At 72.5% G+C, this 25389-nt stretch carries 21 protein-coding genes; 9 read left to right on the plus strand and 12 right to left on the minus strand.

Annotated features, from left to right (window positions below; all coding sequences use genetic code 11):
• The first annotated feature begins 150 nt into the window (after positions 1-150).
• The gene (locus tag ACGFIB_RS02025) at positions 151-1518 is read left to right on the plus strand and encodes a sensor histidine kinase (protein ID WP_393367867.1); all 1368 of its coding nucleotides are present in this window, start codon (positions 151-153) and stop codon (positions 1516-1518) included.
• A 38-nt stretch (positions 1519-1556) separates the two neighbouring features.
• On the opposite strand, the gene ACGFIB_RS02030 is transcribed toward ACGFIB_RS02025, so the two are convergent.
• Positions 1557-2696 (minus strand): sensor histidine kinase, encoded by a 1140-nt coding sequence (locus tag ACGFIB_RS02030; protein WP_357239991.1) that lies wholly within the window; start codon positions 2694-2696, stop codon positions 1557-1559.
• A 27-nt stretch (positions 2697-2723) separates the two neighbouring features.
• On the minus strand, positions 2724-3344 hold the full coding sequence (locus ACGFIB_RS02035) for a molybdopterin-dependent oxidoreductase (protein WP_142568473.1): 621 nt from the start codon (positions 3342-3344) through the stop codon (positions 2724-2726).
• A gap of 247 nt (positions 3345-3591) precedes the next feature.
• On the opposite strand from ACGFIB_RS02035, the gene aroF reads away from it, so the two are divergent.
• The gene (gene aroF, locus ACGFIB_RS02040; RefSeq protein ID WP_142568472.1) at positions 3592-4644 is read left to right on the plus strand and encodes a 3-deoxy-7-phosphoheptulonate synthase; all 1053 of its coding nucleotides are present in this window, start codon (positions 3592-3594) and stop codon (positions 4642-4644) included.
• Between the two features lie 55 nt (positions 4645-4699).
• Here the strand turns inward: aroF and thiI are convergent, their stop codons facing one another.
• The 4 genes from thiI to ACGFIB_RS02060 form a co-directional block, all read right to left on the minus strand.
• Entirely contained in the window at positions 4700-5896 is a 1197-nt protein-coding gene (gene thiI / locus ACGFIB_RS02045) for a tRNA uracil 4-sulfurtransferase ThiI (RefSeq protein ID WP_142568471.1), read from the minus strand.
• Between the two features lie 142 nt (positions 5897-6038).
• Entirely contained in the window at positions 6039-6689 is a 651-nt protein-coding gene (locus ACGFIB_RS02050; RefSeq protein ID WP_393368435.1) for a response regulator, read from the minus strand.
• A gap of 152 nt (positions 6690-6841) precedes the next feature.
• Entirely contained in the window at positions 6842-8089 is a 1248-nt protein-coding gene (macS, locus tag ACGFIB_RS02055) for a MacS family sensor histidine kinase (RefSeq protein ID WP_393367870.1), read from the minus strand.
• A 185-nt stretch (positions 8090-8274) separates the two neighbouring features.
• Positions 8275-9300: a 6-phosphofructokinase gene (locus ACGFIB_RS02060; protein WP_357239984.1), complete on the minus strand. Its 1026-nt coding sequence runs from the start codon at positions 9298-9300 to the stop codon at positions 8275-8277.
• A gap of 263 nt (positions 9301-9563) precedes the next feature.
• Between ACGFIB_RS02060 and ACGFIB_RS02065 the strand changes: the two genes are divergently transcribed.
• Positions 9564-10472, plus strand: coding sequence for a bifunctional helix-turn-helix transcriptional regulator/GNAT family N-acetyltransferase (locus ACGFIB_RS02065; RefSeq protein ID WP_393367873.1), 909 nt, complete (start codon positions 9564-9566; stop codon positions 10470-10472).
• A gap of 220 nt (positions 10473-10692) precedes the next feature.
• A complete protein-coding gene (locus tag ACGFIB_RS02070; protein ID WP_393368437.1) occupies positions 10693-11277 on the plus strand; it encodes a trypsin-like peptidase domain-containing protein in 585 nt (194 codons plus the stop codon).
• 172 nt (positions 11278-11449) lie between these two features.
• Here the strand turns inward: ACGFIB_RS02070 and ACGFIB_RS02075 are convergent, their stop codons facing one another.
• Positions 11450-12634, minus strand: a complete 1185-nt coding sequence (locus ACGFIB_RS02075) for an alkaline phosphatase PhoX (protein WP_393367875.1) — start codon at positions 12632-12634, stop codon at positions 11450-11452.
• A 268-nt stretch (positions 12635-12902) separates the two neighbouring features.
• Between ACGFIB_RS02075 and ACGFIB_RS02080 the strand changes: the two genes are divergently transcribed.
• The 3 genes from ACGFIB_RS02080 to mmuM all read left to right on the plus strand — a co-directional run bounded on the left by ACGFIB_RS02080 (position 12903) and on the right by mmuM (position 18235).
• Positions 12903-14096, plus strand: coding sequence for a MerR family transcriptional regulator (locus ACGFIB_RS02080; protein WP_393367877.1), 1194 nt, complete (start codon positions 12903-12905; stop codon positions 14094-14096).
• Between the two features lie 4 nt (positions 14097-14100).
• Complete coding sequence (locus ACGFIB_RS02085; RefSeq protein WP_393367879.1) at positions 14101-16764, plus strand: VIT domain-containing protein; 2664 nt, start codon at positions 14101-14103, stop codon at positions 16762-16764.
• A gap of 616 nt (positions 16765-17380) precedes the next feature.
• The gene (gene mmuM / locus ACGFIB_RS02090; RefSeq protein ID WP_142568465.1) at positions 17381-18235 is read left to right on the plus strand and encodes a homocysteine S-methyltransferase; all 855 of its coding nucleotides are present in this window, start codon (positions 17381-17383) and stop codon (positions 18233-18235) included.
• An 80-nt stretch (positions 18236-18315) separates the two neighbouring features.
• On the opposite strand, the gene ACGFIB_RS02095 is transcribed toward mmuM, so the two are convergent.
• Entirely contained in the window at positions 18316-19854 is a 1539-nt protein-coding gene (locus ACGFIB_RS02095) for an MDR family MFS transporter (RefSeq protein WP_357239962.1), read from the minus strand.
• Between the two features lie 238 nt (positions 19855-20092).
• On the minus strand, positions 20093-20791 hold the full coding sequence (locus ACGFIB_RS02100; RefSeq protein WP_142568463.1) for a lysophospholipid acyltransferase family protein: 699 nt from the start codon (positions 20789-20791) through the stop codon (positions 20093-20095).
• Positions 20792-20909: 118 nt separating this feature from the next.
• Between ACGFIB_RS02100 and ACGFIB_RS02105 the strand changes: the two genes are divergently transcribed.
• Entirely contained in the window at positions 20910-21674 is a 765-nt protein-coding gene (locus tag ACGFIB_RS02105; protein WP_357157493.1) for an alpha/beta hydrolase, read from the plus strand.
• Positions 21675-21686: 12 nt separating this feature from the next.
• Complete coding sequence (locus tag ACGFIB_RS02110) at positions 21687-22169, plus strand: hypothetical protein (protein WP_393367883.1); 483 nt, start codon at positions 21687-21689, stop codon at positions 22167-22169.
• 62 nt (positions 22170-22231) lie between these two features.
• On the opposite strand, the gene ACGFIB_RS02115 is transcribed toward ACGFIB_RS02110, so the two are convergent.
• The 3 genes from ACGFIB_RS02115 to ACGFIB_RS02125 form a co-directional block, all read right to left on the minus strand.
• Complete coding sequence (locus ACGFIB_RS02115; protein ID WP_393367885.1) at positions 22232-23425, minus strand: hypothetical protein; 1194 nt, start codon at positions 23423-23425, stop codon at positions 22232-22234.
• Between the two features lie 164 nt (positions 23426-23589).
• Positions 23590-24342, minus strand: coding sequence for an endonuclease/exonuclease/phosphatase family protein (locus ACGFIB_RS02120; RefSeq protein ID WP_357257902.1), 753 nt, complete (start codon positions 24340-24342; stop codon positions 23590-23592).
• A 4-nt stretch (positions 24343-24346) separates the two neighbouring features.
• Positions 24347-25291 (minus strand): ROK family glucokinase, encoded by a 945-nt coding sequence (locus ACGFIB_RS02125; protein ID WP_142568459.1) that lies wholly within the window; start codon positions 25289-25291, stop codon positions 24347-24349.
• Positions 25292-25389: the final 98 nt, after the last annotated feature.

Here is a 25389-nt window from a genome sequence, read left to right on the forward strand (position 1 = left end):
CCGATACTCTCCGCCATCATGCGGTCAGCGCCGAGGCAAGCTTCGGGCCAAGTCTGGGTAGACCTATTCGTCCATAGCCGCCTAAATGGCATTTGCTCCGCTACGACTACTTACGGTTGACAAGGAGACCAGGCCGACCGAGGAACTTTGATGAGCATCAGACCGGCCATGTTCCTTCCCTTCTCCCACTCCATCCAGGCGCGCGTGACGCTTACCGTGGCGGCGGTGTCCGTGCTCGTCGCCGCCGTGAGCGCGGCCGGCCTGTGCCTGCTGCTGCGGCACCGGATCGAGAGCGAGATCTTCAAGGAGACGCGTCACGTCGCCACCGAGTGGATGGGCCTGATGGAACGTGGAGAGGTTCCGCCGCCGACGCCGACCGCGCGGGTCCCGCTCGTCCAGCTCGTCGACTCGCGGGGCCGGGTGGTGACGGCCGGGCCCATGGCCGGCGATCGGCCGCTGAGCACGGTCAGGCCGACAGAGAAAGAGCGCTTCCGGGACGTGACCGAGTGCCCCGAGAACGATCAGTGCGTCATGCTCACCGCCAGCCGGGTCCCGTCGTTGCGGTCCTGGGAGCTCTGGCAGGGCGAGCCCCACTTCGTCTACGCCGGCACGGACCAGCCGCCCGCCCTGCGCGGGCAGCGGCTGGAGCTCCTCGCCGGCACCGGCGCGACGCTGCTGGCGGCCCTCTGGACATTGACGACCTGGCGGTCGACGGGCCGCGTCCTGCTCCCCATCAACGCGATCCGGCAGCGGATGTCGGAGATCACCGCCAACGACCTGTCCCTGCGGGTGCCGCAGCCGCCCGGCCGGGACGAGATCGCCCAGCTCGCCCGCGCCGCGAACCAGACGCTCAGCCGGCTGGAGTGCGCGGTCACACGGCAGCGGGAGTTCGCCGCCATCGTGTCCCACGAGCTCAAGTCCCCGCTCACCGGCCTGCGCACCAGGCTGGAGGAGGCGCTGCTCTACCCGGAGATCGACGCGCGGGAGGCGATCGCCAGGGCGCTGCCCGCCGCCGACCGCATGCAGCTGATCATGGACGAGCTGCTCGCCTTCGCCCGGCTCCGCAACACGCCGTGCTCGTCCGAGCCCGTCGACCTCGGGGAGCTCGTGCGCGCAGAGGCCGCGGCGCGCACCACGGACGTGCCGGTGCGCGCCAGGACCGAGCCGGACGTCCGGGTCCTCGGCAACCGCGTGCAACTGGCCAGCATCGTGACGAACCTGTTGGTGAACGCGCAGCGCCACGCCAACGGTCAGGTGGACGTGAGCGCCGAGCGCGCCGGGGCCCAGGCGCTGGTGGTCGTGCTGGACGACGGCGACGGCATCGACGAGGTGGACAGGGAGCGCATCTTCGAACCCTTCACCCGTCTGGAGGCGGGGCGGCGCCTCGATCCCACCGGCAGCGGCCTCGGCCTGGCCCTGTGCCGGGCGATCGCGGTGGCGCACCAGGGGAGCCTGTGCGTCGAGGACTCCCCGCGCGGTGCCCGGTTCGTCCTCCGGCTCCCGCTCCTGACCAACTGAGCGCCCGGCCCGGCCGTCTCCTGGGCGCGGTGATCCGGCTAATGAGCCGGGACGGCCCGGGGGCGGCTCTTGGGGATGCGCAGCCGGATGCGGGTCCCCTTGCCCGGCGCCGTCTCGACCATGAGCCCGTAGTCCGGGCCGTAGAGGTGGCGCATGCGCAGATCCACGTTGCTCAGCCCGATCCCGCTGCTCTCCTCGGCGAGCGCGGCCCGCAGATGCTCGGGGTCCATGCCGACGCCGTCGTCCTCGACCCAGATGTGCGCCTCCGGCCCGGCGTCCCTGATCACGACCCGGACCTCCCCCGGCATGCCGTGCTTGATGGCGTTCTCCACGAGGGGTTGCAGGCACAGGAAGGGCACGTCGACCCGCAGCACCTCGGGCGCGACCTGGACGGTGAAGCGCAGCCGGTCGCCGAACCTCGCCTGCTCCAGCAGCAGGTAGCGGTCGACGCAGCTCAGCTCGTCGGCGAGCGAGGTGAAGTCGGCCGCCCGGCGCAGCGCGTACCGGATGAAGTCGGCGAAGTCGAGCAGCAGCTCGCGGGCGCGCTCGGGATCGGTCCGGACGAACGAGGCGATCGTGGTGAGCGAGTTGTACACGAAGTGGGGCGAGATCTGTGCCCGAAGCGCCCGCGCCTCCGCCTCCAGGGTCCGCCTGCGGGAGGCGTCGAGCTCGGCGAGTTCGAGCTGGCCGGACATCCAACGGCCCACCTCGGCCGCCGTGCGCGTCAGGGCGGCGCCGATCTGCGCGTCGTACGCCGCGAGCGCGCCGACCGCCCGCCCCTCCACCGTCAGGGGGACGACCACCCCGTACCGGTCGCCGCCCGCGGCGCGGGCGCGGCGGGGCCTGCCGCACTCCATGGCCGCGCGCACCTCGGCGAGGACCACCTCGTCCGCCGGCACACCTGTGCCGTCCCTGGCCAGGACGCGGTCGCTCGTGGCGACCACCAGACCGGCGGTGCCGAGCAACGTCCGCAGGTGCCGGGCGGCGCGGCGGGCGGAGCCGCCGGTGAGCCCCGCGCGCAGCGAGCCCGCCGCCAGCCCGGCGACGCGCAGGGCGAGGAACGTCGACTCTCCCGGCGGTTCGCCGGGGGCCGGCCCGCGGCTGGCGAGGGCGCGACCCAGTGCGCCGCCGCAGACCCCGCAGAGCGCGCACAGCGTGACCCAGACGGCTGAAGACACGCCGGACACCGTAGCCGCTCGGCGGCCTCAGGGAGGGCCGTCGCCCGGGTCCTCCTGATATGAGTAGCGCTGCTCCTTCCAGGGATCGGCCACGTTGTGGTACCCGCGGTCCTCCCAGAAGCCGCGCCGGTCCTCGGTCAGGTACTCGACCGCACGCACCCACTTCACGCTCTTCCAGGCGTACAGGTGCGGCACCACGATCCGTACGGGATGGCCGCCCTCGGGCGACAGCGGGTTCTCGCCGAGATGCGTGGCGAACAGCGTGGCCGGGCGATCGAAGTCGGACATGCGCATGTTCGCGCTGTAGCCGTACTCGGCCCAGACCATGACGTGGCGCACGCCCGGCGCCGGGGGGACGCGGTCGAGCAGCACCGACGGGGACACGCCACCCCACTCGTTGCCCATGAGGGAGAACTTGGTGACGCAGTGGAAGTCCGCGACGACCGTCGTCCTGGGCAGCGCGGAGAACTCCTCCCACGAGAACTCGTGGACCCGGCCCGAGGCCGTCGCGCCGAACACCTGGAAACGCCATGTCCCAGGGCGGAACGCCGGGACCCGCCCGTAGTGGACGACAGGCCGTCCGCGTGGGACGTACTGGCCCGGGGGCAGGCGCGTCTCCTCCTCAGGATTCTCCGGCACGCAGGCCATCCTGCCATCCGCCGCGAGGACGACCGCACCGGCCCCCTGACGCGGAGTGCGGCATGATCAAGAAAGCATGCGCTATATTGCGTCACATGCGCACCGCTTGGTCGTTTTGGTATGGCGACGGACCCGTGAGGACCGATCGCCTCCATGCGCTGCGCTGACAGCCACGGCGAACGAAGGCCCCGGGTCCACAGGACCCGGGGCCTTCGTCGTTTCCGGACCCGCACCGTTCACAGCGACAGGAGTCACCATGGTCATCGTCATGACCCCCGAAGCCACCCAGGACGACATCGAGGCGATCACCGACCTCGTCGCCGCGGCCGGAGGGGAGGCGTTCGCGAGCCGCGGCGTGAACCGCACGATCGTCGGCCTCGTCGGCGACGTCGAGCAGTTCGCCACGCTGAACCTGCGCGCCATGCCGGGCGTCGCGGACGTCGTGCGGGTCTCCACGCCGTACAAGCTCGTGAGCAGGGAGAACCATCCGCAACGCTCCACGGTGACCGTGCGCGGCGTGCCGATCGGGCCGGACACCGTCACCCTCATCGCGGGCCCGTGCGCGGTCGAGACGCCGGAGCAGACGCTGGAGGCCGCGCTGATGGCCAAGGCGGCGGGCGCGACGCTGCTGCGCGGCGGCGCCTACAAGCCGCGCACCTCGCCGTACGCCTTCCAGGGACTGGGCGAGAAGGGCCTGCGGATCCTGGCCGACGTACGCGAGCAGACCGGGCTGCCGATCGTCACCGAGGTCGTGGACGCCCACGACGTGGCGCTCGTCGCGTCGTACGCCGACATGCTCCAGGTCGGCACCCGCAACGCGGGGAACTTCGCGCTGCTGCAGGCCGTGGGCGCGGCGGGAAAGCCGGTCATGCTGAAGCGGGGCATGACGGCGACCATCGAGGAGTGGCTGATGGCGGCCGAGTACGTCGCCCAGCGCGGCAACCTCGACATCGTGCTGTGCGAGCGGGGAATCCGCACCTACGAGCCCGCCACCCGCAACACCCTCGACATCTCGGCGGTCCCGGTCGTGCAGCGGCTGTCGCACCTGCCGGTGATCGTGGACCCGTCGCACTCCGGCGGCCGGCGCGACCTCGTGCTGCCGCTGTCGCGGGCCGCCGTCGCGGTCGGGGCCGACGGCCTGATCGTCGACGTCCACCCCCACCCCGAGCAGGCCCTGTGCGACGGCCCGCAGGCCCTGGTGAACGGGGACCTGGACGACCTCGCGACGGTCATGCGCGACTTCCCCCCGCTGCTGGGCCGGACGGCGGCCGTCACGCCCACCGGGGTCGCGGCGCCCGCCCTCGCCTGACCCGCGCGACTCGAAACCACCGGCCCCCGGGCGACACCCGGGGGCCGGCACCGGCTCAGACGTCGAGCTTGTACGGCTGGATGGAGTCGGCCAGCTGGGCGGCGAGATCCTCCGCGTCGAGGCGCCGCTCGATCTGCTGGAGGTCCTCGATCTTCGCTCGGGTCTCGGCCTGCCGGGGCGCGAGCAGCGTGCAGCAGTCCTCGTCCGGCAGCTCGGAGATCTCCAGCGTTCCGATCCGGCGGGCCTCGGCCATGATCTCGGTCTTGTCCAGGCCGATCAGCGGGCGCAGGATCGGCAGGTCCACGGCGTGGTCCTGGGCCGTGATGTTGGCCAGGGTCTGCGAGGAGACCTGGCCGAGGCTGTCACCGGTGACCAGCGCCTCGGCGTGGATGCGGTGGGCGACCTCCTCGGCCGTCTTGAGCATCAGCCGCCGCTGCGCGATCACCGCGAGCCGGTCTTGGCCGGAGTTCTTGATCGACTGCTGCGCCTTGCCGAACGGCACCACCCACAGCCGCGACTTGCCCTGGAACTTGTCCAGGTTGCGCACCAGCGCGTACGCCTTATAGATCGACTCCGACGTGGTGAACGGGATGCCGGAGAAGTGCAGGAAGTCGACCCGCAGGCCGCGGCGCATCATGCGGTAGGCGGCGACCGGGGAGTCGATGCCGCCGGACAGCAGCGCCAGCGCCCGGCCGCTGGAGCCGACCGGCAGGCCGCCCTGGCCCGGGCGGCCCTCGGTGAACAGGAACGCCTCATCCCTGTCCACCTCGATGTGCACGGTCAGTTCCGGCTTGCTCAGGTCGACGGGCAGCCCGTAGGTGTCGTTGATCGCCCCGCCGACGATGCGGTCCAGCTCGTTGGAGCGCAGCGGGAAGCGCTTGTCGCGACGCCGCGCCCGTACGGCGAAGCGCGCCTTGCGGGCCACCTCGTCGCTGTCCCTGATCAGCTCGATGGCGGCCTTGGTGATCGTGTCCAGGTCCTTCGGCACCCGCCACGCGAGGTGGACCAGCACGATCCCGGGCACGTCGGCGACGCGGGCCGCCACCGCCTCGGCCTCCTCCACCTCGGTTCCCGAGGGCAGGAACAGGGCGATCACCCCGTGCCGCTGGCGGATGTCGACCCGGTGATCCTTGAGAGCGTGCTTGATGTTCGCCCGCAGGCGCATCTCGAAGATCTCGCGGTTCCGGCCCTTGAGAACCACCTCGCCTAATTTGAGCAGCACCGAGGGCTCTCCGAGGGCGGTCATGGTCATATGTGGAAACCTCCGGACGGACATGGACGGCCGTCACGCCGGGGAAAGGGCGCGGCCAGGGGACATACGCCAAGGACAACGCGTCACAGCGATGCGGGCTTCCCCACTGTAATGCCGTCGCCGCGACAGAGACGATTACCGCCTAGTCGAGTTCGGCCAGGCCCTTGTCTATCGCGTAGCGGACCAGCTCGACCCGGTTGTGGAGCTGGAGCTTGCTCAGCGTGTTCTGCACGTGGTTCTGCACGGTGCGATGCGACAGCACCAGACGTTCGGCGATCTGCCGGTACGTCAGGCCCTTGGCGACCATGCGCAGCACCTCGGTCTCCCGGTCGGTCAGCCGGGGGCCGTCCTGCGCGGCGTCCGGGCCCGGGCCGGCAGGCCGGTGGGCCAGCCTGCGGTACTCCCCCAGCACCAGCCCGGCCAGGCCGGGGGTGAAGACGGCGTCGCCCTCGGCGGTGCGCCGGACCGCGTCGAGGAACTCCTCCCGGCTCGCCGATTTCACGAGATATCCGGAGGCGCCCGCCTTGACCGCCTCCAGCACGTCCGCCTCCTCGGCACTGGCCGACAGGACCAGCACGCGCGGCGGCGCAGCGGACGCGCCCAGCCCCCGGGCCACCTCCACGCCCGGCAGGTCCGGCAGCCGCAGGTCGAGCACGACCACGCCCGGCCGCACCGCCGCCGCGACGCGCAGCGCCTGACGGCCCTCTCCGGTGGCGGCGACGACGTCGTATCCGGCCTCGGTCAGATCCCGGGCGACCCCCTCCCGCCACATCGGGTGGTCGTCCACCACCATGACCCGCACCCGCGGGCGTTCACGGCCGTCTGCCGCCCCCGCGTCCTCGGCCCGCGCGTCCTCAGCCCGCGCATCCTCAGCCCGCGCATCCTCGGGCTCTGTGCCCGCGGCCCGGCGCGCGGCATCATCCGCGCGCAGCCGTCCGTCTCCGCTCACGACCGCCTCTCGCTTCCTTCGTCCGCCCGCACCGGGACCGACAGCTCGATCTCCGTTCCCGTCCGCGACGAGGTGATCGCCACCGTGCCGCCGAGGTCGGTCACGCGGCCCCGGATCGAGCGGGCCACGCCCATGCGCCCCTCGCGGGCCGCCTGCTCCAGCCGGCCCTCGGCGATGCCCGGCCCGTCGTCGCGCACGGTGACGACCACCGCGCCGCCGTCCTCCTCCGCGAGTATCCACGCGCGGGCGCCGTCGGGACAGTGCCGCACGACGTTGTCGAGGGCCGCGCCGACGGCCGCCGCCACCTCCCGCGCGCTCTCGGCAGGCAACGACAGCGGTGTCGCGGGCGCGGACACGGTCACCCGGGAGGTGCCGTACGGCCGGAGCAGGTCACGCAGATCGACCTCGGGCTCCGCAGGGCCGGTTCCCGTGAGGCCCGTTTCTGGACATCCAGCGCCGTCGAGGGGACGGCGAGGCCGCGACGGCGACCTGAGCCGGCCGCGAAGGCCCGGCGGTGGCGCAGGGTCCGGCGCCTCCGCCACCGGCGGGGCCTGCACCAGCGCCCGCAGCGCCGCCTCCTGCTCCCCCGCGAGTCTGCCCAGCTCGGCCGCCTCGCCGCCGATCTCCGCGCCCCTGCGCTGCACCAGGGCCAGCACCTGAAGCACCGAGTCGTGGATGCCCCGGGCCAGCCGCTCCCGCTCGCGGCCCGCCGCCTCGATCCGCGCGGCGCGCCGCATGCGCTCCTCCGCCTCCCGCGCGAGCCGGGCGACGTGCCCGACGACGACTCCGGCCATGAACATGAGAACGGCGCCGTTCACCGGGATCGAGGCGAGGTCGACCCCGTGGCCGCTGCGCAGCCACAGGTCGGCCGCCGACATGATCGCGGCGGCGACGGCGCCGGCCCGGCGTCCCCGCGCCACGCCGTACGCCAGGACGGGCCCGGCCACCCAGGTCGCCGTGATCGGCAGCGCACCGTCCAGGATGTCGCCGCTACTTTGCGCGTACGGCGTGGCCAGCAGGCATCCCGCCGTGACGACGAGATCGGCGGCCAGCAGCGGCCCACGCCGCGCGGCGGGAGGCGGGACGAGCATGACGACCGTCCAGACGGCCATCACCCCGACGACGGCCCAGGCCGCGGCGGGACGGGCGTAGCCGCCGGCCCTGAGCACGAGCAGCGCGGCGTACGCGAGCGACGCCACGCGGAAGACCCCGATCGCCCGCCAGAACGGTCCCTCGATGCCCATCGCGGCGCCCTCTCCTGATCGCGAGCCGGGAGGGCCGGGCCCTCCGCTCACATGATCGGGCAATCGTCACGCTTTCGCGCGTGCATCCGGCGCCCTTCGGGGCCACGCATGCGTACGGCTCCCGCGGGGCGACGCGGGAGCCGTACAGGATCGTGCCCGGGCCGCGGTGACGGGCCCGTGACCGATCAGCCGAAGAAGACCTCGGCCTCCTCGTAGCGGGAGGGCGGCACGGTCTTGAGCTCGGCGGTCGCGTCGGCGAGGCCGACGCGGACGATGTCGGTGCCGCGCAGCGCGACCATCTTGCCGAAGTCGCCCTCGTGCGCCGCGTCGATCGCGCCGAGACCGAAGCGGGTCGCGAGCACGCGGTCGTAGGCGGTCGGGGTGCCGCCGCGCTGGATGTGGCCGAGGACCGTGGTGCGGGCCTCCTTGCCGGTGCGCTTCTCGATCTCCTTGGCGAGGAGCTCGCCGATGCCGCCGAGACGCACGTGGCCGAACGCGTCCAGCTCGCCCGCCTGCAGCGCCATCTGGCCCTCAAGCGGGTGGGCGCCCTCGGCGACGACGATGATCGGCGCGTAGCGGGTCTCGAACCGCGACTCGACGTAGGCGCAGACCTTCTCGATGTCGAAGGGCTTTTCCGGGATCAGGATGACGTTGGCGCCGGCGGCCATGCCCGCGTGCAGCGCGATCCAGCCCGCGTGACGGCCCATGACCTCGCAGATCAGCGCGCGGTGGTGCGACTCCGCGGTGGTGTGCAGCCGGTCGATGGCCTCCATCGCGATGTTGACCGCGGTGTCGAAGCCGAAGGTGTAGTCGGTGGCGTTGAGGTCGTTGTCGATCGTCTTGGGCACGCCGACGACCTTCACGCCGCGGTCGAACAGCTGCTTGGCCACGCCCAGCGTGTCCTCACCGCCGATGGCGATGAGCGCGTCGACGCCCTGCGCCGCGAGGTTCTCCTTGATCCGCTCGACGCCGCCCTCGATCTTGATCGGGTTCGTGCGGGAGGAGCCGAGGATCGTGCCACCACGCGGCAGGATGCCACGGACGGCCTGGATGTCGAGCGGCATGGTGTCGCCCTCCAGAGGGCCACGCCAGCCGTCCCGGAACCCGACGAACTCGTGCCCGTACACGCCGACGCCCTTGCGGACGACGCCGCGGATCACCGCGTTCAGCCCGGGGCAGTCGCCGCCGCCGGTCAGGACTCCAATACGCATGACGGGTTCTTCCTCCATCTGGGATTACGCGCGGAATGGCGCGGCCGGCCCGACGCGGACCCCGGCGCTCCACCGCACCGATTCCGCCCGAGCCTATCTCAATGGTCTAGACCAAAAGGAGAGGCTACGCCACCCGGCCGACCAGACCAACTCAGTCTCGCACGGCGAGACCGCCCGCGTCGCGGGACAGGCGTCTTCCCAACGGCCCTCCGTGGTTCTATGTTTGACTCCGTCAATCATTTCCTTGAGTTAGGCAAAGGAAAATGGACATCGTTTCGGAAGTCCGGGCCTTCAACCGCTTCTACACGTCCGTCATCGGCGTGCTCGGAGCGGGAATGCACGACACCCCCTACTCCCTGACCGAGGCGCGGGTGTTGTTCGAACTCGGCACCACGGAGGCGGCGGACGCCGCCGGCGTCAGGGCCGTGCTCGGTCTCGACCCCGGCTACCTGAGCAGGATTCTCGCCAGGTTCGAGACCGACGGGCTCGTGTCCCGGGAGCGGTCGGCCGAGGACGCCCGCCGCCAGGTCGTACGGCTCACCCCCAAGGGCCGCGACACCTTCGCCGTGCTCGACCGGCGCTCGGCCGGCGAGATCGAGACCCTGCTGTCGAAGCTGACCGATCCCGAACGCCGCCGACTCGTCTCCGCGATGGGCGCCGTGCGGAGCCTGCTGCAGCCCGTCGAGCGGCACGAGCCGTACGTGATCAGGCCCCCGCGGGCGGGCGACCTCGGCTGGGTGGTGCACCGGCACGGGGTCGTCTACAGCGAGGAGTACGGCTGGGGCGCCGCGTTCGAGGCCCTGGTCGCACGGATCGTCGCCGACTACGTCGAGAACCACGACCCCAGCGGGGAGGCCTGCTGGATCGCCGAGGTGCGCGGCGAGCCGGTGGGGTGCATCTTCTGCGTGCGCAAGGACGACACGACGGCCCAGCTCCGCCTGCTGCTGGTCGAGTCGTCCGCGCGCGGCAGGGGCATCGGCGGGCGGCTGGTCGAGGAGTGCCTGCGCTTCGCCTCGACGGCCGGCTACCGGCGGATCATGCTCTGGACCCGCGACTCGCTCGCGAGTGCCCGCCGGATCTACCAGGCGGCGGGGTTCGAACTGATGGAGCAGCACCCGGGCGAGGAGGCGGGCGTCCCCGTCAACGATCAGATATGGGCCAGGGACCTGTGACCTCCCGGGTCCGTCCGGGCGGCCCTACCATGATCTCCGTGTTGGGATCGTGCGGCGGACGGTGAGAACGGGACGGGAGAGCGTGAAAGCGGTCGCCCTCGCGGTGTGCGCGGCGGTGTTTGTGGGAGGAAGCGCGGCGGGATGCGCGGTCGCGCGTGAGCTCGCGCCGCCCGCCGCTCCTACGGCCCGAGCCACGGCCCTATCCGAAGCCACGCACAGCGTGGTACGGGTCCGGGGTTACGCCTCCTCCTGCCGGAGACGACTGGAAGCGACGGGATTCGTCTACGCACCCGAGAGGGTCATGCTCAACGCGCATACCGTGGCAGGAGTGGACCGCGACCTGGAAGTCGTCCTCGGCGACGGGCAGCGGTTCACCGCACGGGTGGTGGCCTTCGACCCGGAGGTCGACGCCGCCGTCCTGCGGGTGCCCGGGCTGACCGCCCGGCCGCTGCGGCTCACAGAAGCCGCGATCACCGCCGCCGTGGTCGTCGGCTACAGCAAGGGCGCGACCGTCCCGGTCGCGCTGTCCGCCAGGGTGCGGGCGGACCAGCCCGCCGAGTCGTACGACATATACAACCGCATCCGAGTTTCGCGGCAGGTCCACCGCTTCCAGGGTGCGGCCATCACGCCCGGCATGTCGGGCGCTCCACTGATCGAGGACGGAGATCGGGTGGCGGGGATGGTCTTCGCCGTGAACATGGACAAGGCCGACGTCGGCTACGCGCTCACCACGGCGCAGCTCAGGGCGGTCGCCGCGGCCGGCAGGAGAGCCACCGCCACCGTGCCGCACGACCCCTGTGACTGACAGCCCTCGTACGCCGGCAGCTGCGGCCTGCCGGGTCGCCACCACACACCACACGACCCCTCCCCCACCCGGACGCCTCGCCAGAGCCCTCGCCGGAAAGCTGCACTGGGAGAATGCGGCGCGGCGCCGTCCTCGGACCGGCACAGGCCTCCCCTAACGGGCCATGCCCGGATCAGACCCGGACCAGATCGTGGAACGGCCCGCGAACCTCGACGGTCACGGCGGCCGGGACGGGCCGGGCATCCCGCGGTGGACGGCAGGAGAAGTAGAGCCTGTCGCCGGCCGGTGACATCGAGGAGCCCGCGACGGTCCAGCCGCCCGTGACGCGCAGGAACGGTACCGTCCGGTCCCCCGCGACGAGGGTGATCTCACCGTCCGCCCCGCCGCCCGGCCCACCGCACGCATCGCCAGCCGCATCGCCGCCCGCACCGCTGGCCGGCCCGCCGTCCGCACCGCCGGCCGGCCCGCCGTCCGCACCGCCGGCCGTCCGATGCAGCACCGTCAGGCGTTCGCGGGCGGCGTCGTACGCCCACACGCGGCCGTCGCCCTCGGTGACGAAGCAAACCAGGCCGCCGGAATAGCGACAGTCACCGCCGCCCGCGAACTTCCTGGCACCCTTCACCTGCTCACGCAGGGGAACATGGTCGCGAAGAGCCGGGATCGGCACCCGTTCCCAGGCCACGGACTCCTCGCCGGGGTCGCCGGCCATCACCTCAAGAACGCCCGTCGTGAGATCGCCCCAGTCGTCCGGACGGAACCGGTACAGGCATCCGTCCGCCTCCCCTTCGGTGAGGTAGACGACGCCCCGGTCGGGATCGCAGGCCACGCCGCCGTGCGCGAACAGCCCCATCGCGAGCCGGGGCATGGGGGCGCGCAGGCCGTACGGGTCGCATTCGAAGACCCGGCCGTACGGCGTCCGCTCGCCCGACACCCAGGTGTGCCACGGTGTCGCGACGCCGGCCCCGCAGCGGTCGGCGCCGGACAGGATGCGATATCCGCTGCGCAGGGCCCCGTCCGGGGCGAACCGCAGCGCCGTCACGCCGCCCAGCAGCGGCAGCGCGCAGTTGGACACGTATATCCAGCCGTCCCCGTCCGGAAAGCATCCGCCGCCGTCCGGCGCCGCGTGCCAGGCCACTCCCCCGGCCCGCTCTCCCGACCGCGCCACGATCCGGCCGGCGAAGCCGTACGGCAGGGCCCCCAGCACGTCCGCCGGGAACGGGCCGTCCGGATCCCCCTGCCCGTACGGCTCGCTCCCGCCGCTCGGCTCGCATCCGCCGTTAGGCCGTGCGAACGTCGAGCGCCACAACGCCCCCGGCAGCGCCGAGAGCGCCGCCGATCGGATGGAAATACCCTGCACCGCTGGCCGCCTCCTTGACCTGCCCCGGTCATGCCGGTCCGCCCACCGGCGGGCCGTTCGCTCGTTCCCGCGTCTCCCGCTGTCTGCCGTCCCGCGCTTTCGTGTCCCCCGGCGGTCCGCCGCACACATCGAGGCGACCAGTCGACCCGTCTCGTGTGAACGGCGGGACAAGCGCCGTGCCTCGCCGAGACGAACTCTTCGAAAACCATGGCGCCGCATGACGAAGGCGACATTGACAGTGTCATTGTGACAGTGTCATTGTGGAGGCATGAGCGACACCTGGACGATCGGCGAGCTGGCGGAGCGGGCGGCAGACCTGCTCAGCCAGGAGCGGCACGTCCACGGGCAGGAGCCCAAGGACGATCGCGACGACGGTCCTGAGCCGGGCAGCGTCAAGGGCCAGGAGCCATGCGTCAGCGGCCCGGAGTCGCGCGCCAACGGCCCCCGGCAACAGGCCAACGGCCCCGAGCTACGCGTCGACGGCCCTCAGCAGCGCGCCAATGGCAGGGTCCGCGAGTTGCCGAACGAACGTCTCATCCGCTGGTACACGACGATCGGGCTGCTCGACCCGCCGCTGGGCCGGCGCGGCCGGGTGGCCCTCTACGGCCGCCGCCACCTGCTCCAGCTCGTGGCCGTCAAGCGCCGTCAGGCGGAGGGCCTGTCCATCGCCGCCATCCAGGCGGAGCTGACGGGCGCGACCGACGCCATGCTCCAGCGCGTCGCCGGGCTCACCGGACTGCCACCCGCGCCGCCACCCGAGTCGCCACCCGAGTCGGCGGCGGAGCCGGCGCTCCGGCCGCTCGTCCCGCCTTCTCCGCACAGCCCGGCGGCCCCGGCCACGGCGAGCGACACACACCACCTTCCGGGCGCGCCGGACACCGTGGCACCTCCGGCGCCCGGTTGGCGCGACACGATGCCGGAAACCGGCACCGCATCCGCCATACCGGACGTGGCGCGGCCGGCGGCGCGCGACCGCTTCTGGGCACGCCCGGCCTCGACCGCCGCCACCGCGGACTCCGGCCACTTCGCGACCGCGAACAGCGACACCACGGACGGGGACATCGCGCGCAGGAAGACCGTGCCCGTGAACCCCGTGGCCGTGACCCCCGCGCCCTCGAACGCCGCGCCCTCGAACGCCGCGCCCTCGAACGCCGTGCCAGTGAACCCCGTGCCAGTGAACCCCGTGCCCTCGAACGCCGCACCCGTCAACGCCTCGCTCCCGGACGTCGTGCACGGGGTACGGCTCGCGCCCGGGGTGACGGTCCTGCTCGATCCGGCCTACCGGTTTCCGGACGGTCACGAGGTGGCCGCGCTGCGCCGGGCCGCGGCGCCGCTCCTCACAGCCCTCGCCACGCTCGGTCTGACCGGGCCGTTCGACGGCGCCCATGCCACTCACGACGCCGATGCCACTCACGACGTCCCGGCACTCGATCCACACGCTTCCGACACGCTGGAGAGATGACGCCATGACCGTTCCCATCACACCTCTGCGGCCGGAGGAATGCCGGCCCGTGCCGGACGCCGGGCTCGGAGCGCTGGAGACCGAGAAGGGGAACCTCCCGCTGGAGAGCGTGGACGTCTCCGCCCACGTCACCGGACTGGTGGCAGGCGTCGAGGTCGTCCAGACCTTCCGCAATGCCTTCGACGTGTCGCTGGAGGCGACGTACGTCTTCCCGCTGCCGCCGCGGGCCGCGGTCACCGCCTTCCGGATGGAGGCGGACGACCGGGTGGTCGACGGCGTGCTCAAGGAGCGCGGGCAGGCACGGGCCGACTACGACCGGGCCCTCGCCGAGGGCAGGCGCGCGGCGATCGCCGAGGAGGACCGGCCCGATGTGTTCACGATCAGGGTCGGCAACATCGTCCCCGGAGAGCGGGTGGTCATCCGCCTCACGCTGAGCCAGCCGCTTCCCTACGAGGACGGCGCGGCCGAGTTCCGCTTCCCGCTGGTCGTGGCGCCCCGCTACATTCCCGGCGCTCCGCTGCCCGGGCCTGCGGCCGGTGGCGGCGTGGCGCCCGACACCGACGCCGTGCCCGACGCCTCCCGGATCACGCCGCCCGTCCTGCTTCCCGGCTTCCCCTATCCCGTACGGCTGTCGCTCGCGACGACGATCGACCCCGCCGGGCTCGGTCTGCGGGAGATCCGTTCGAGCCTGCACGAGGTCGGCCGGGAGGGCGACACGATCAGGCTGCTGCCCGGCGAGCGGCTCGACCGTGACTTCATCCTGCGCCTGGCGTTCGACGCATCCTCGTCGCTCGCGCTCGTCCCGGACGACGCTGCGGACACCGGTTCGCCCGGAGCGGGCACGGCCGACGGAAGCGGCCCTGCGGAGGGCAGGGCGACGGACACGGCAGAGGGCGTGGCGAAGGACGCGACGGGCTCCGAAGGAACCTTCGTGCTGACCCTGCTGCCGCCGCAGGAGGACGCCACCCGGACCGCGTCCCGTGACGTCGTCCTGCTGCTCGACCGCTCCGGCAGCATGACGGGCTGGAAGATGGTGGCCGCACGCCGCGCCGCCGCCCGGATCGTCGACACGCTGACCCGGCATGACCGGTTCGCCGTGCTCTCGTTCGATTCGGTGGTGGAGCGGGCCTTCTCGGGTGGCCTGGTGGACGCGAGCGACCGCAACCGATACCGCGCCGTCGAGCACCTGTCCCGGCTCGACGCCCGAGGGGGCACGGAGATGCTCGCCCCCCTGCAGGAGGCGCTGCGGCTGCTCGACGGCCAGGACGCGCCCGCCCCGGGGGCGGCCACCGGCACGGACTCCGGCCGGTTCCGCGAGGACGACGACCGGCCCGGCGAATCCGGGCTGTCCCGCGAGCAGGCGCGGGATCGGGTGCTCGTCCTGGTGACCGACGGCCAGGTGGGCAACGAGGACGAGATCCTCGAACGCATCGGCGCCCGGCTGCACGGCATCCGGGTGCACACCGTGGGCATCGACAGGGCGGTGAACGCCGGGTTCCTCGGACGGCTGGCCCTGCTCGGCTCGGGCCGGTGCGAACTGGTCGAGTCGGAGGACCGGCTCGACGCGGCGATGGAGCATATTCACCGCCGCATCGGCTCGCCGCTGGTGACGGACGTCGCGCTCAAGGCCGAGGGCATGGACCTCGTGGCGGACACCGTCACGCATGCCGGTTCGCTCTACCCCGGCGTCCCTCTGGTCGTGAGCGGGCGTTACCGGGGACAACGCCCCGCCGGAGCCCTCACCGTGCAGGGCCGCACGGCCGACGGCCGGCCCTGGGAGGAGCGGATCGAGGGCCGTCCCGCCCACGGCCCGGCCGCCCGGGCCGTGTGGGCGCGGGCGCATCTGCGCGGTCTGGAGGACCGGTACGCCACGGGAGACCACTCCCTCGAACAGCGGATCGTCGACACCTCGCTGCGTTTCGGCGTGCTGTGCCGGTTCACCGCCTTCGTGGCCGTCGACACCCGCGTCACGAGCGAAGGCGGCCCGGCGCATCGGGTGATCCAGCCGGTCGAACCACCGAGCGGCTGGGAGATGCCGACCGCGATGCCGCTGATGGCGGCGGGCGCTCCGATGATGGCGAAGATGGCCACCTTCGCCACGACCGGACCGCCTCCCGGCTCGGCGGCGGACCGGCCCGTCGCAGCGGCCCCGCCGCCCGGCGCACCCCCCGCCCCGCCTTTCGCCGCCGCGCCCACACCGGCTCCCAGACGGGCCGCCCGCGGCTTCTCCATCGGCCGTTTCCTTCCCCATACCGGCGAGGGGACCGCACCGGTCACAGACTTTGACGGCATCCGGCCGCTGCTGGCCGAGGAGCTCACGAAGCTGGGTCAGGCGGAGTCGCTGCCCGAGCGGGAGCGGCGGCGCTATCTGGCGGATCTCGCCAGTCGCCTGCGCGTCGTCGACCAGATGGTGGGCGGCCACCCTGACCTCACCGTGCTCGCCGCCGACCTGGAGAGGGCCGAGTGGGCCGAGGTCTCACTCGACGAGCTCTGGCAGCGGACGACCGACCTGCTGACCACCCTCACCGGCGGCTCCGCATCCGCATCCGCGGGCTCCACGTCTACCGCATCCCCGGGCTCCACGTCTCCCGCGCCCCCGGGCTCCACGTCCCCGGGCTCCGCGTCCGGCGCGGAGAAAGGCCGGCGTCCCTTCTGGAAGCGGTCGTGAGCCGGCACGCAAGAGGTCGCCACCGTGGCAGGCGGCAGGGCAGGCAGCACGGCCGGGAGCACGGCCGGGAGCACGGCCTGGACACCGGCGGGCAGCACGGCCGGGACGCCGGCGGGGAAGCCGGGCCCGGCCGCACCGGTTCGGGTTTCGCCCTGGGCGAAGCCCCTCCCCTACGAGGGTTCGGGTAGGCGAATGACATCGGACGGCGGGGTGGGTGCGGGACGCCGCGGCTCCCTCACCCCTCCCGTGTCGGGCCGATCGTCGCGTCCACCTGCGGGGACGGGAGACCGGCGGCGCAGCAACCGATTGATGAGCCCTTTCAGCCCCATGTGCCGCCAACGCATGGGATCCCCGATCGGTTCCTCTCCCGGAGAGTGCTTCGGCCTCAGCCAGCGGAAGAGCCCGGGCCGGTCCGGCGATCGCGGCGTACAGAGCGGCGTGCAGGGCGGCGGGCAAAGCGCCGTGAAGGGTGGCGGGCAGAGCGCCGTGAAGGGTGGCGGGCAGAGCGCCGTGGAGGGTGGCGCCGGAGGCGCCCGGGCACTGGTCCCAGCCCTGGTCCTACCGCCGGCGACGCCGCCACGCCCGTACCCCGCATGAGCACGTAGTGTTGCCCGATATGAACGCAATCGTCCTCGATGGCGGCCTCGCCACGCACTTGGAGACACTCGGCTGCGACCTGAGCGACGACCTGTGGTCGGCACGGCTTCTCACCGACGATCCCGGCGTCATCCGTCAGGCGCACCTCGACTACTTCAGGGCCGGGGCCGACGTCGCCACCACGGCGAGCTACCAGGCGAGCGTCCCCGGGTTCGTACGGCACGGCCTCACCTCTGAGGGGGCCCGCGACCTCATCCGGCTGTCGGTGACGCTCGCCGTACAGGCGCGGGACGAGGCCGGGCACGGGCTCGTCGCCGCGAGCGTCGGACCGTACGGCGCCTACCTGGCCAACGGCGCGGAGTACACCGGCGACTACGACCTCGACGAGGACGGCCTGACCGAGTGGCATCGGGAGCGGTTCGAGATCCTCGCCGACGCAGGGGCCGACCTGCTGGCGTGCGAGACGATCCCCTCGCACGCCGAGGCGCGGGCGCTCGCGCGGCTCCTGCGCGAGACGCCGTCCGTTCGGGCGTGGGTCACCTTCTCCTGCCGGGACGGCGAGCACGTCAGCGACGGGACGCCGTTCGAGGAGTGCGCGGCGGTCTTCGCGGACCTCCCCCAGGTGGTCGCCGTGGGAGTCAACTGCACCGCGCCGCGGTTCATCCCCGAGCTGATCAAGCACGGCGCCTCGATCGTCTACCCGAACTCGGGCGAGACCTGGGACGCCGCGAACCGGCGCTGGCTGGGTCTCGCCGATCCCGTCGAGTTCGGCAGGGCGGCGGCCGGGTGGGCCGCGCACGGCGCCCGTTACGTCGGCGGCTGCTGCCGCACCACCCCGGCACACATCCGCGAGATCCGCTCCCACCTCGCCTGAGCCCGCTCTGTGCGAGACCACTCGCCATGCCGGCGGCGAACCGCCCACCCCGGGCCGTACGCCGCCGGCTAGACGCGGGGTCAGCCCACGGCGGCCGGGCCCTCGGTGCTCCGCGAGGCGAGCGGGATCTCCTTGAGGAAGAAGGCCACGACCAGCGCGAGGGCGACGAAGGGCAGGCTGGCGAGGAACACGTCGTCGATCGCGTTGGTGAACGCGACCAGCACGTGATTCTTGACCGGCGGCGGCAGCTGCTGGATCGCCTGCACGTTGTTGGCGTCCACGCGCCCCGGCGGCATCCTGCCGCCGAACTCGGCGGTCAGATGATGGGCGAGCCGGTTGGTGAGGACCGCACCCATGATCGCCGTACCGATGGCCGCGCCCATCATCCGGAAGAACGTCGCCGAGCTGGTCGCGACGCCCATGTCGCTGCGCTCCACCGCGTTCTGGATCGCCGTGACGATCGTCTGCATGGTGAACCCGAGCCCGGCGCCGAAGAGGAAGGCGTAGACCGCCACCTGCCAGTACGGCGTGTCCACCTTGATCGTGGACAGCAGCCACATGGCCACCAGGAGGACCGCCCCGCCCAGGATCGGGAAGATCTTGTATCGGCCGGTCCGGCTCATGATCTGGCCGGAGGTGATCGACGTGGAGAAGATGCCGAGGACCGCAGGCAGCAGCGCCAAGCCCGACACGGTCGGCGACATGCCCTGGACCGCCTGGAGATAGACCGGCAGGAAGATCATGCCGCCGAACATCGCCAGGCCCGCGAGGAAGCTGAAGCCGTTGCCCACGCTGAAGATCTTGTTGCGGAACAACCGCATCGGCAGGATCGGCTCGGCCGCCCGCAGTTCGACGAACACGAACAGGGCCGCGAGCGCCACGAATCCGGTCAGCAGGGCCAGCGAGCCGGGAGCGGTCCAGCCCATCTCGCCGCCCGCCCAGTCGAGGTACAGCAGGAAGCACGACACCCCGGCCACGATCAGCGCCGCACCCAGGTAGTCGATGCGGTGGCTGCGGCGGGTGAAGGGGATCCGCAGCGCCACCGAGGTCACGACGAGTGAGATCAGCCCGATCGGCAGGTTGATCCAGAAGATCCACCGCCAGCCGGGGCCGTCGGTGAAGAAGCCGCCCAGCAGCGGCCCGGCGACGCTGGAGGTGCCCCAGACGGCCCCGAAGTAGCCCTGGTACCGGCCGCGCTCGCGCGGCGGGATGACGTCACCGATGATGCTGAACGCCAGCGCCATCAGGCCGCCGCCGCCCAGGCCCTGGATCGCCCGGAACCCGATGAGCTGGCCGATGTTCTGGCTCAGCCCGGCCAGCACCGAGCCGAGCAGGAAGATGCCGATGGCGACCTGGAAGATCGTCCGCCTGCCGTACAGGTCGGAGATCTTGCCCCACAGCGGGGTCGCCGCGGTCGAGGTGAGCAGGTAGGCGGTGACCACCCACGACAGCTTGTCGAGGCCGCCGAGTTCGCTGACGATGCGCGGCAGGGCCGTGCCGACGATGCTCTGGTCGAGGGCGGCCAGCAGCATTCCGGCCGCCACACCGGAGAGCACGACCAGGATCTGGCGGTGCGGCAGATACCCGGTGTCGGCCTGCTGCTCCTCCCGGACGCTCATGCGGGGCATCCACGAGCGGGGTGCCGGACCACGGCCCCGCCGGACGCGGCGGACCTGCTCGCCGGAGTCGTGGACGGGCCGCCCGGTCCGTCGTCCGCTCCGTTCCTCGCCGCGCCGGGCTGGGCCCATGCGCGGTGCCTGCGTGCTGGCATGCTCCTACGCCTTCCGATCCGAACGTGTCTGAACGTCCCAATGTGCGCGGCGAACACCGCCACGTTACCCGTCCGGTCCGGAAGTATTAGGAATTCTCGCGAGCTGCCCCGGTCGTTTCCGTCTTGGCCGCCGCGGCGTACTTGTCGACGTACTCCTGACCCGACAGCTCCATCAGCGCGTACATGATCTCGTCGGTGACCGCGCGCAGCACGAGGCGGTCGTTTTCCATGCCGTAATAGCGGGAGAAGTCGAGCGGCTTGCCGTACCGGACGCCGGGGCGGATGCCGAACTTGGGGAGCGGCCGGCCGGGGGGCATCATCTCGAACGTGTTGACCATGGCCCATGGGATCACCGGCGCCCGGGACTCCAGCGCGAGCCGGGCCACGCCCGTCTTGCCCTTGTAGAGGCGGCCGTCGGGCGACCGGGTGCCCTCGGGGTAGATGCCGAGCACCTGGTTCTCCCTGAGGATGCGCAGGCCGGTGCGGAGCGCCGCCTCGCTCGCCTTGCCGCCGGAACGGTCGATCGGGACGGTGCCGACGCCGGAGAAGAAAGCGCGGCTCACCATTCCTTTGAGCCCGCGGCCGGTGAAATACTCGGCCTTGCCCAGAGAAATCACCTTGCGCGGCAGGAATCCGGCGCCGAAGAAGTGGTCGGCGAACGACAGGTGGTTGCCGGCCAGGATGACCGGGCCCTCCTTCGGCACGTTCTCCAGCCCCTCGGCCCAGGGGCGGAACACGAAGCGGAGGATCGGCCAGATGATGGCCTTCACCACCCAATAAAACACGCGGGCACCCCCTCGGCTCGGATGTGCAGTCATCTTCGCACGCCCTGCCCTCTCGCACTAACGCTGACCAACGTGCGAGTATCGGGCGGAACACGCCGCCGTTTCACGGAGGTCACCCATGCCAGTGCTGCCCGGCGCGGAGCCGTATCACCACGACGGCGGCGACATCGGCGTCCTGCTCTGTCACGGGTTCACCGGCTCGCCGCAGTCGCTGCGGCCGTGGGGTGAACACCTGGCCGGGGCGGGGATGACGGTGTCCCTGCCGCGCCTGCCCGGACACGGAACGACGTGGCAGGAGATGAGCCGCACGCGGTGGGAGGACTGGTACGCCGAGCTGGACAAGGCGTTCGCCGACCTGCGCGGGCGGTGCGCGGAGGCGTTCGTGATGGGCCTGTCCCTCGGCGCCTGCATGGCGCTGCGCCTGGCGGAGGTCCACGGTGACGCCGTCGCGGGCGTCGTGGTGGTCAACCCGTCCGTGATCAACGACGTGCCGCTGCTGCACCTGGCCCCGGCGCTCAAGTACGTCGTACGCTCGACCCCGGGGGTGGCGGGCGACATCAAGAAGGAGGGCGTGAGCGAGCTGGGCTATCCGCGCACACCCGTCCGGGCCGCGTCCACGCTGCCCCGGTTGTGGAGGCTCGTCCAGTCCGACATCGCGAAGGTGACCCAGCCGGTGCTGGTGTTCCACAGCAGGAACGACCACGTGGTAAAGCCGGGGAGCGTCGCGTTCCTGCGGGCGAGAATGGGAAACAATCTGGAGGTCAGAGAGCTGGCGGACAGCTATCACGTCGCCACCCTCGACAACGACGCGCCTGTGATCTTCGAAGGGAGTCTGGAGTTCATCCGCTCCCACGCCTCGGTACCCTTGACGAAGGACTTGTGAGCCGGGATCGACGTGACGCCGCAAAGTGACGAGGACGAGGTCTGGCGCCAGATCGTCGCCTCGTTCAATGAGACAGCCGAGGACGCCTCGGCCGAACAACCATGGCCTGACCGGGAGAACGTCACCGAGGAGCCCGACGCGGGCGAGGACGACGGCGCCACCGGCGACGCGGCTCCCGGCGACGGGATCCGGGACGACGACGGGACCGGCGACGGCACCGGCGAGGTGCGGGCTTCCGCCCCGTCCGACGACCACTACATCCCACCGGCCCCTCCGCCGCTTCCGCACGGCGACACCCTCAGCAGGCTCTCCTGGCTGGCGCTGTTCGGCGGCCCCGCCTACCTGCTCCTGGCCGCCCTGCTGCAGTGGCCAATGGACGGCTGGATCGTGTTCGCCGCGGTGGCGGCGTTCATCGCGGGGTTCGTGATCCTCGTCGTGCGCATGGGCGACGGTCCTCCTGCCGACTCCGGCTGGGACGACGGCGCGGTCGTCTGACCGCGGCGCCTGTTCCCCGCCGGTCCGGGCCACGACCACGGCCGGTCACGGCCCGCCGGTGTTCATTCGGCTTCGCCGGCCGCCTTCACGGTGCCGGCGTCGGCGGGAGGCGGGCCGAACCGCTCCACCAGGTCGGTGTAGCGGCCCTTGTCGTCCAGCGTGTGGCCGACGCCCATGGTGAGGTCGCCGACGTGCGCGACCGCCTGGAGCCGCACCGTTCGCTCCTCGTCCGGCGCCGTGCCCCGCAGCGTGGTCCAGTGCGATCCGTCGTACCGGAGAAGGAAGCCCTCGGCCTCATGCCGCGGGTCGTACCCGGAGATCCAGAACACGCCGTCGCCGTCCCCCGTGACACCGTAGAGCTCGGCGCGCCGCTCCGGCGGCGTCACTCGTTTCCAGTGCTTGCCGTCCCAGTCGAGGACCAGCGGGGCGATGCCGCCGCCGCTCTGGTAGACGCCGCCGACCGCGACCGCGCGCTTGCGGCCGTCCGCGTAGACGTCCCGCAGAAAGCCGCCCTTGATCGCCGGCAGGGCGGCCTGTTTCCACCCGCTGCCGGTCAGGCGCATGGCCAACGGCCCGGAACCGGAGTCGCCCACCGCCCAGCCGTCCGACCGGCCCGCGAGCGCCACGCCGTACAGCGCGCCCGCGGGGCCCTGGTCGGTCCTCCAGGTCGTGCCCTTGGAGGAGCCACTGCTGCTCAGCAGGAACGTCTTGCCGTCCCGGCTGCCGGCCGCGACCACCCTCCCGGACGAGGCGGCGACCCCGCCGAGCCAGTCCCCGGTGCGCAGTTGCGGCACGCCGACGCGGTCGAACCCGTCGCGCGAGCCCTTCGCCACGTACGGCAGGCCGTCGTGGCCATCGCCGACGGCCCAGATCTCGGCGGCGGAGGCGGCGGCGATCGACCGCAGATGGCCGGCGCCGGTGGCGTCACCCCGGATCGGCACCTCGCTCCAGGAGGAGCCGTTCCAGTGGGTGATGATCCCCTGGTTGCGCCAGAAGTCCCAGGCGTTCTGCTGGCCCACGGCCCAGATGTCCTTGACCGACAGGCCGGCCACGTCGGACAGCGAGCCGTCGGGCTGGAGCCGTCCCGTGGAGGAGCCCTCGTCCTGTGCGGCCTCGTCCCCCGATGGGCTGCGCTCCGCCTGGGCACGTGCGGTCCCAGCGTGCGCGACCGGTGTGGCGCGCGGGAGGAGCCCGGCCAGCAGGCCGGCGGACAGCACACACAACGGCACCGCACGCCGTATGAGGCGGCGGGTCATGAAACGATCGTACGGGGGCCCGGCCACTCCCCGTCACACAGGCCGCGAATCCGATTACCCGCCGACGCGGGTACGCGACCGTCTCCACGCGCCTCCGGACGTCTCCGGCCGAGCGGAATCCGCAGGGCTGTGGCCCAGCAGCGGCCCGGCCCCGCAGCCGCGTGTCAGGCCCGGGCGGACGGCGTGCGGGCGATCTCGGCGACGACCGGCCGGTGGTCGCTCGCGGCGGTCAGGTCCTCGGCCGGGACGGCCGCGCCGCCGTACGACACGACGGTCAGGCCCGGGCCCGCGAAGATCGCGTCGATCCGCACCCGGGGATCGCGGGCCGGGAACGTCGCACCGGCCCGGCTCTCGTCCTCGTCCGCCCCGATCCGCGGCGCGGGGCCTCGCACGGCGGTGAAGCAGTCCGTGTAGCGGCCCCCGAGAAGACGCCAGACCGGGGCGCCGGGGATCTCGTTGAGGTCCCCGGCGAGCACCGGCGCGGCCCCGAACTCCCCGGCCGCGCGCTCCAGGAGCGCGACGATCTGGGAGGCGTGTCTCAGGCGCGCCCCCGCCTGGAGGTCGAGGTGGGCCGAGCACACGGCGTACCTCTCGCGGTCCTTCTCCACCGTCTTCTCCACGACGGCGAGCGCGGTGGAGCGCCATTCGAGCCCGGGGAACCACCGCAGGCGGTGCCCCCGCCCGTGCAGGAGCCGTACGGCCGGGGCGGTGAGCACGGCGGTCCCGCCGACGCGGCCTCCGGCGGCCACGGACAGACCGGCCGCGCGGGCCAGCGCCCACCGTTCCCGCCGCCAGCCGGGCAGGCGGGGCGCCTCCTGCAGGCACAGCACGTCGGGCCGCAGGGCCCGGATCACCCGGACCAGCGCCTTCCTGTCGTCCTTCAGTCCCCGCACGTTGTAGGTGGCGACGCGCAGCACGCCGTCAGCGGAGCCGGGCGAGGTCGGCGGCTCCCACCAGCCCCGCCGACGGGCCCATCTCGGCCACCCTGATCTCGGCGAGGGGGCGGTGGCCCCGGCCGGTCAGCCGCGCGGCGAACTCCTCGCGCACCCGGTCGACGAACAGGTCCGCGGCGCCGGAGACGCCGCCGCCGATGATGAAGCACCCGGGGTCGAGGACCGCGGCCATGTCGGCCAGCCCCTGGGCGAGCCATCGGGCGAGCGACTCGAAGGCGGCCAGCGCCGCCCGGTCGCCCTGGCGCGCCGCCTCGGTCACGTGCTCGCCCTGGACGCCCTCGGCCGAGCCGCCGCCGAGCCGCAGCAGGTGCGCGGCGCCCTCAGGGTCGGCCTGCGCGTTGTTCCTGGCCTCCATCAGCAGCGCGCTGCCGCTGGCGTACCGCTCCCAGCAGCCCTCGTTGCCGCAGCCGCAGGCGCGGCCGCCCGGCACCGCCTGCATGTGCCCGAACTCGGCGCCCATCCCCCACCGTCCGCGGTAGAGCTCGCCGCCGAGCACGATGCCGCCGCCGATGCCCGTGCCCACGGTGACGCACAGGACGTGGCTCTCGCCCCGGCCCGCGCCGAAGCGGTACTCGCCCCAGGCCATGGCGTTGGCGTCGTTCTCGACCACGATCGGCAGGCCGACCAGCTCGCCCACCTTCTCGCGCAGCGGCTCCTCGCGCCAGGCGAGGTTGGGGGCGAAGCGGATGACCGATCGGGTCTCGTCGACGAAGCCCGCCGCGCCGATGCCGACGGCCTCGACGGAGTGCCGTGCCGCGAGCTCGGTCACCGCATCGGCGATCGTGAGCGCCATCTTCTCCGGGCTGCCTGCCGGGCTGTGCCGCAGGCCGCGCTCGATGATGGCGCCGTGCTCGTCGACGACACCATACGCGATCTTGGTACCGCCCACGTCCACACCGATGGTCAGCGCCATGCCGTCTTCCTTCCGCCCGATCCGCTTACGCCCGATCCGCGAGCGCCCGGGCCGTCACCCGCCCGAGCCATCACGCCGCGCCGATTGAAGCCGATCAA

Source organism: Microbispora bryophytorum (genome assembly GCF_043197435.1).
Classification (GTDB): domain Bacteria; phylum Actinomycetota; class Actinomycetes; order Streptosporangiales; family Streptosporangiaceae; genus Microbispora; species Microbispora bryophytorum.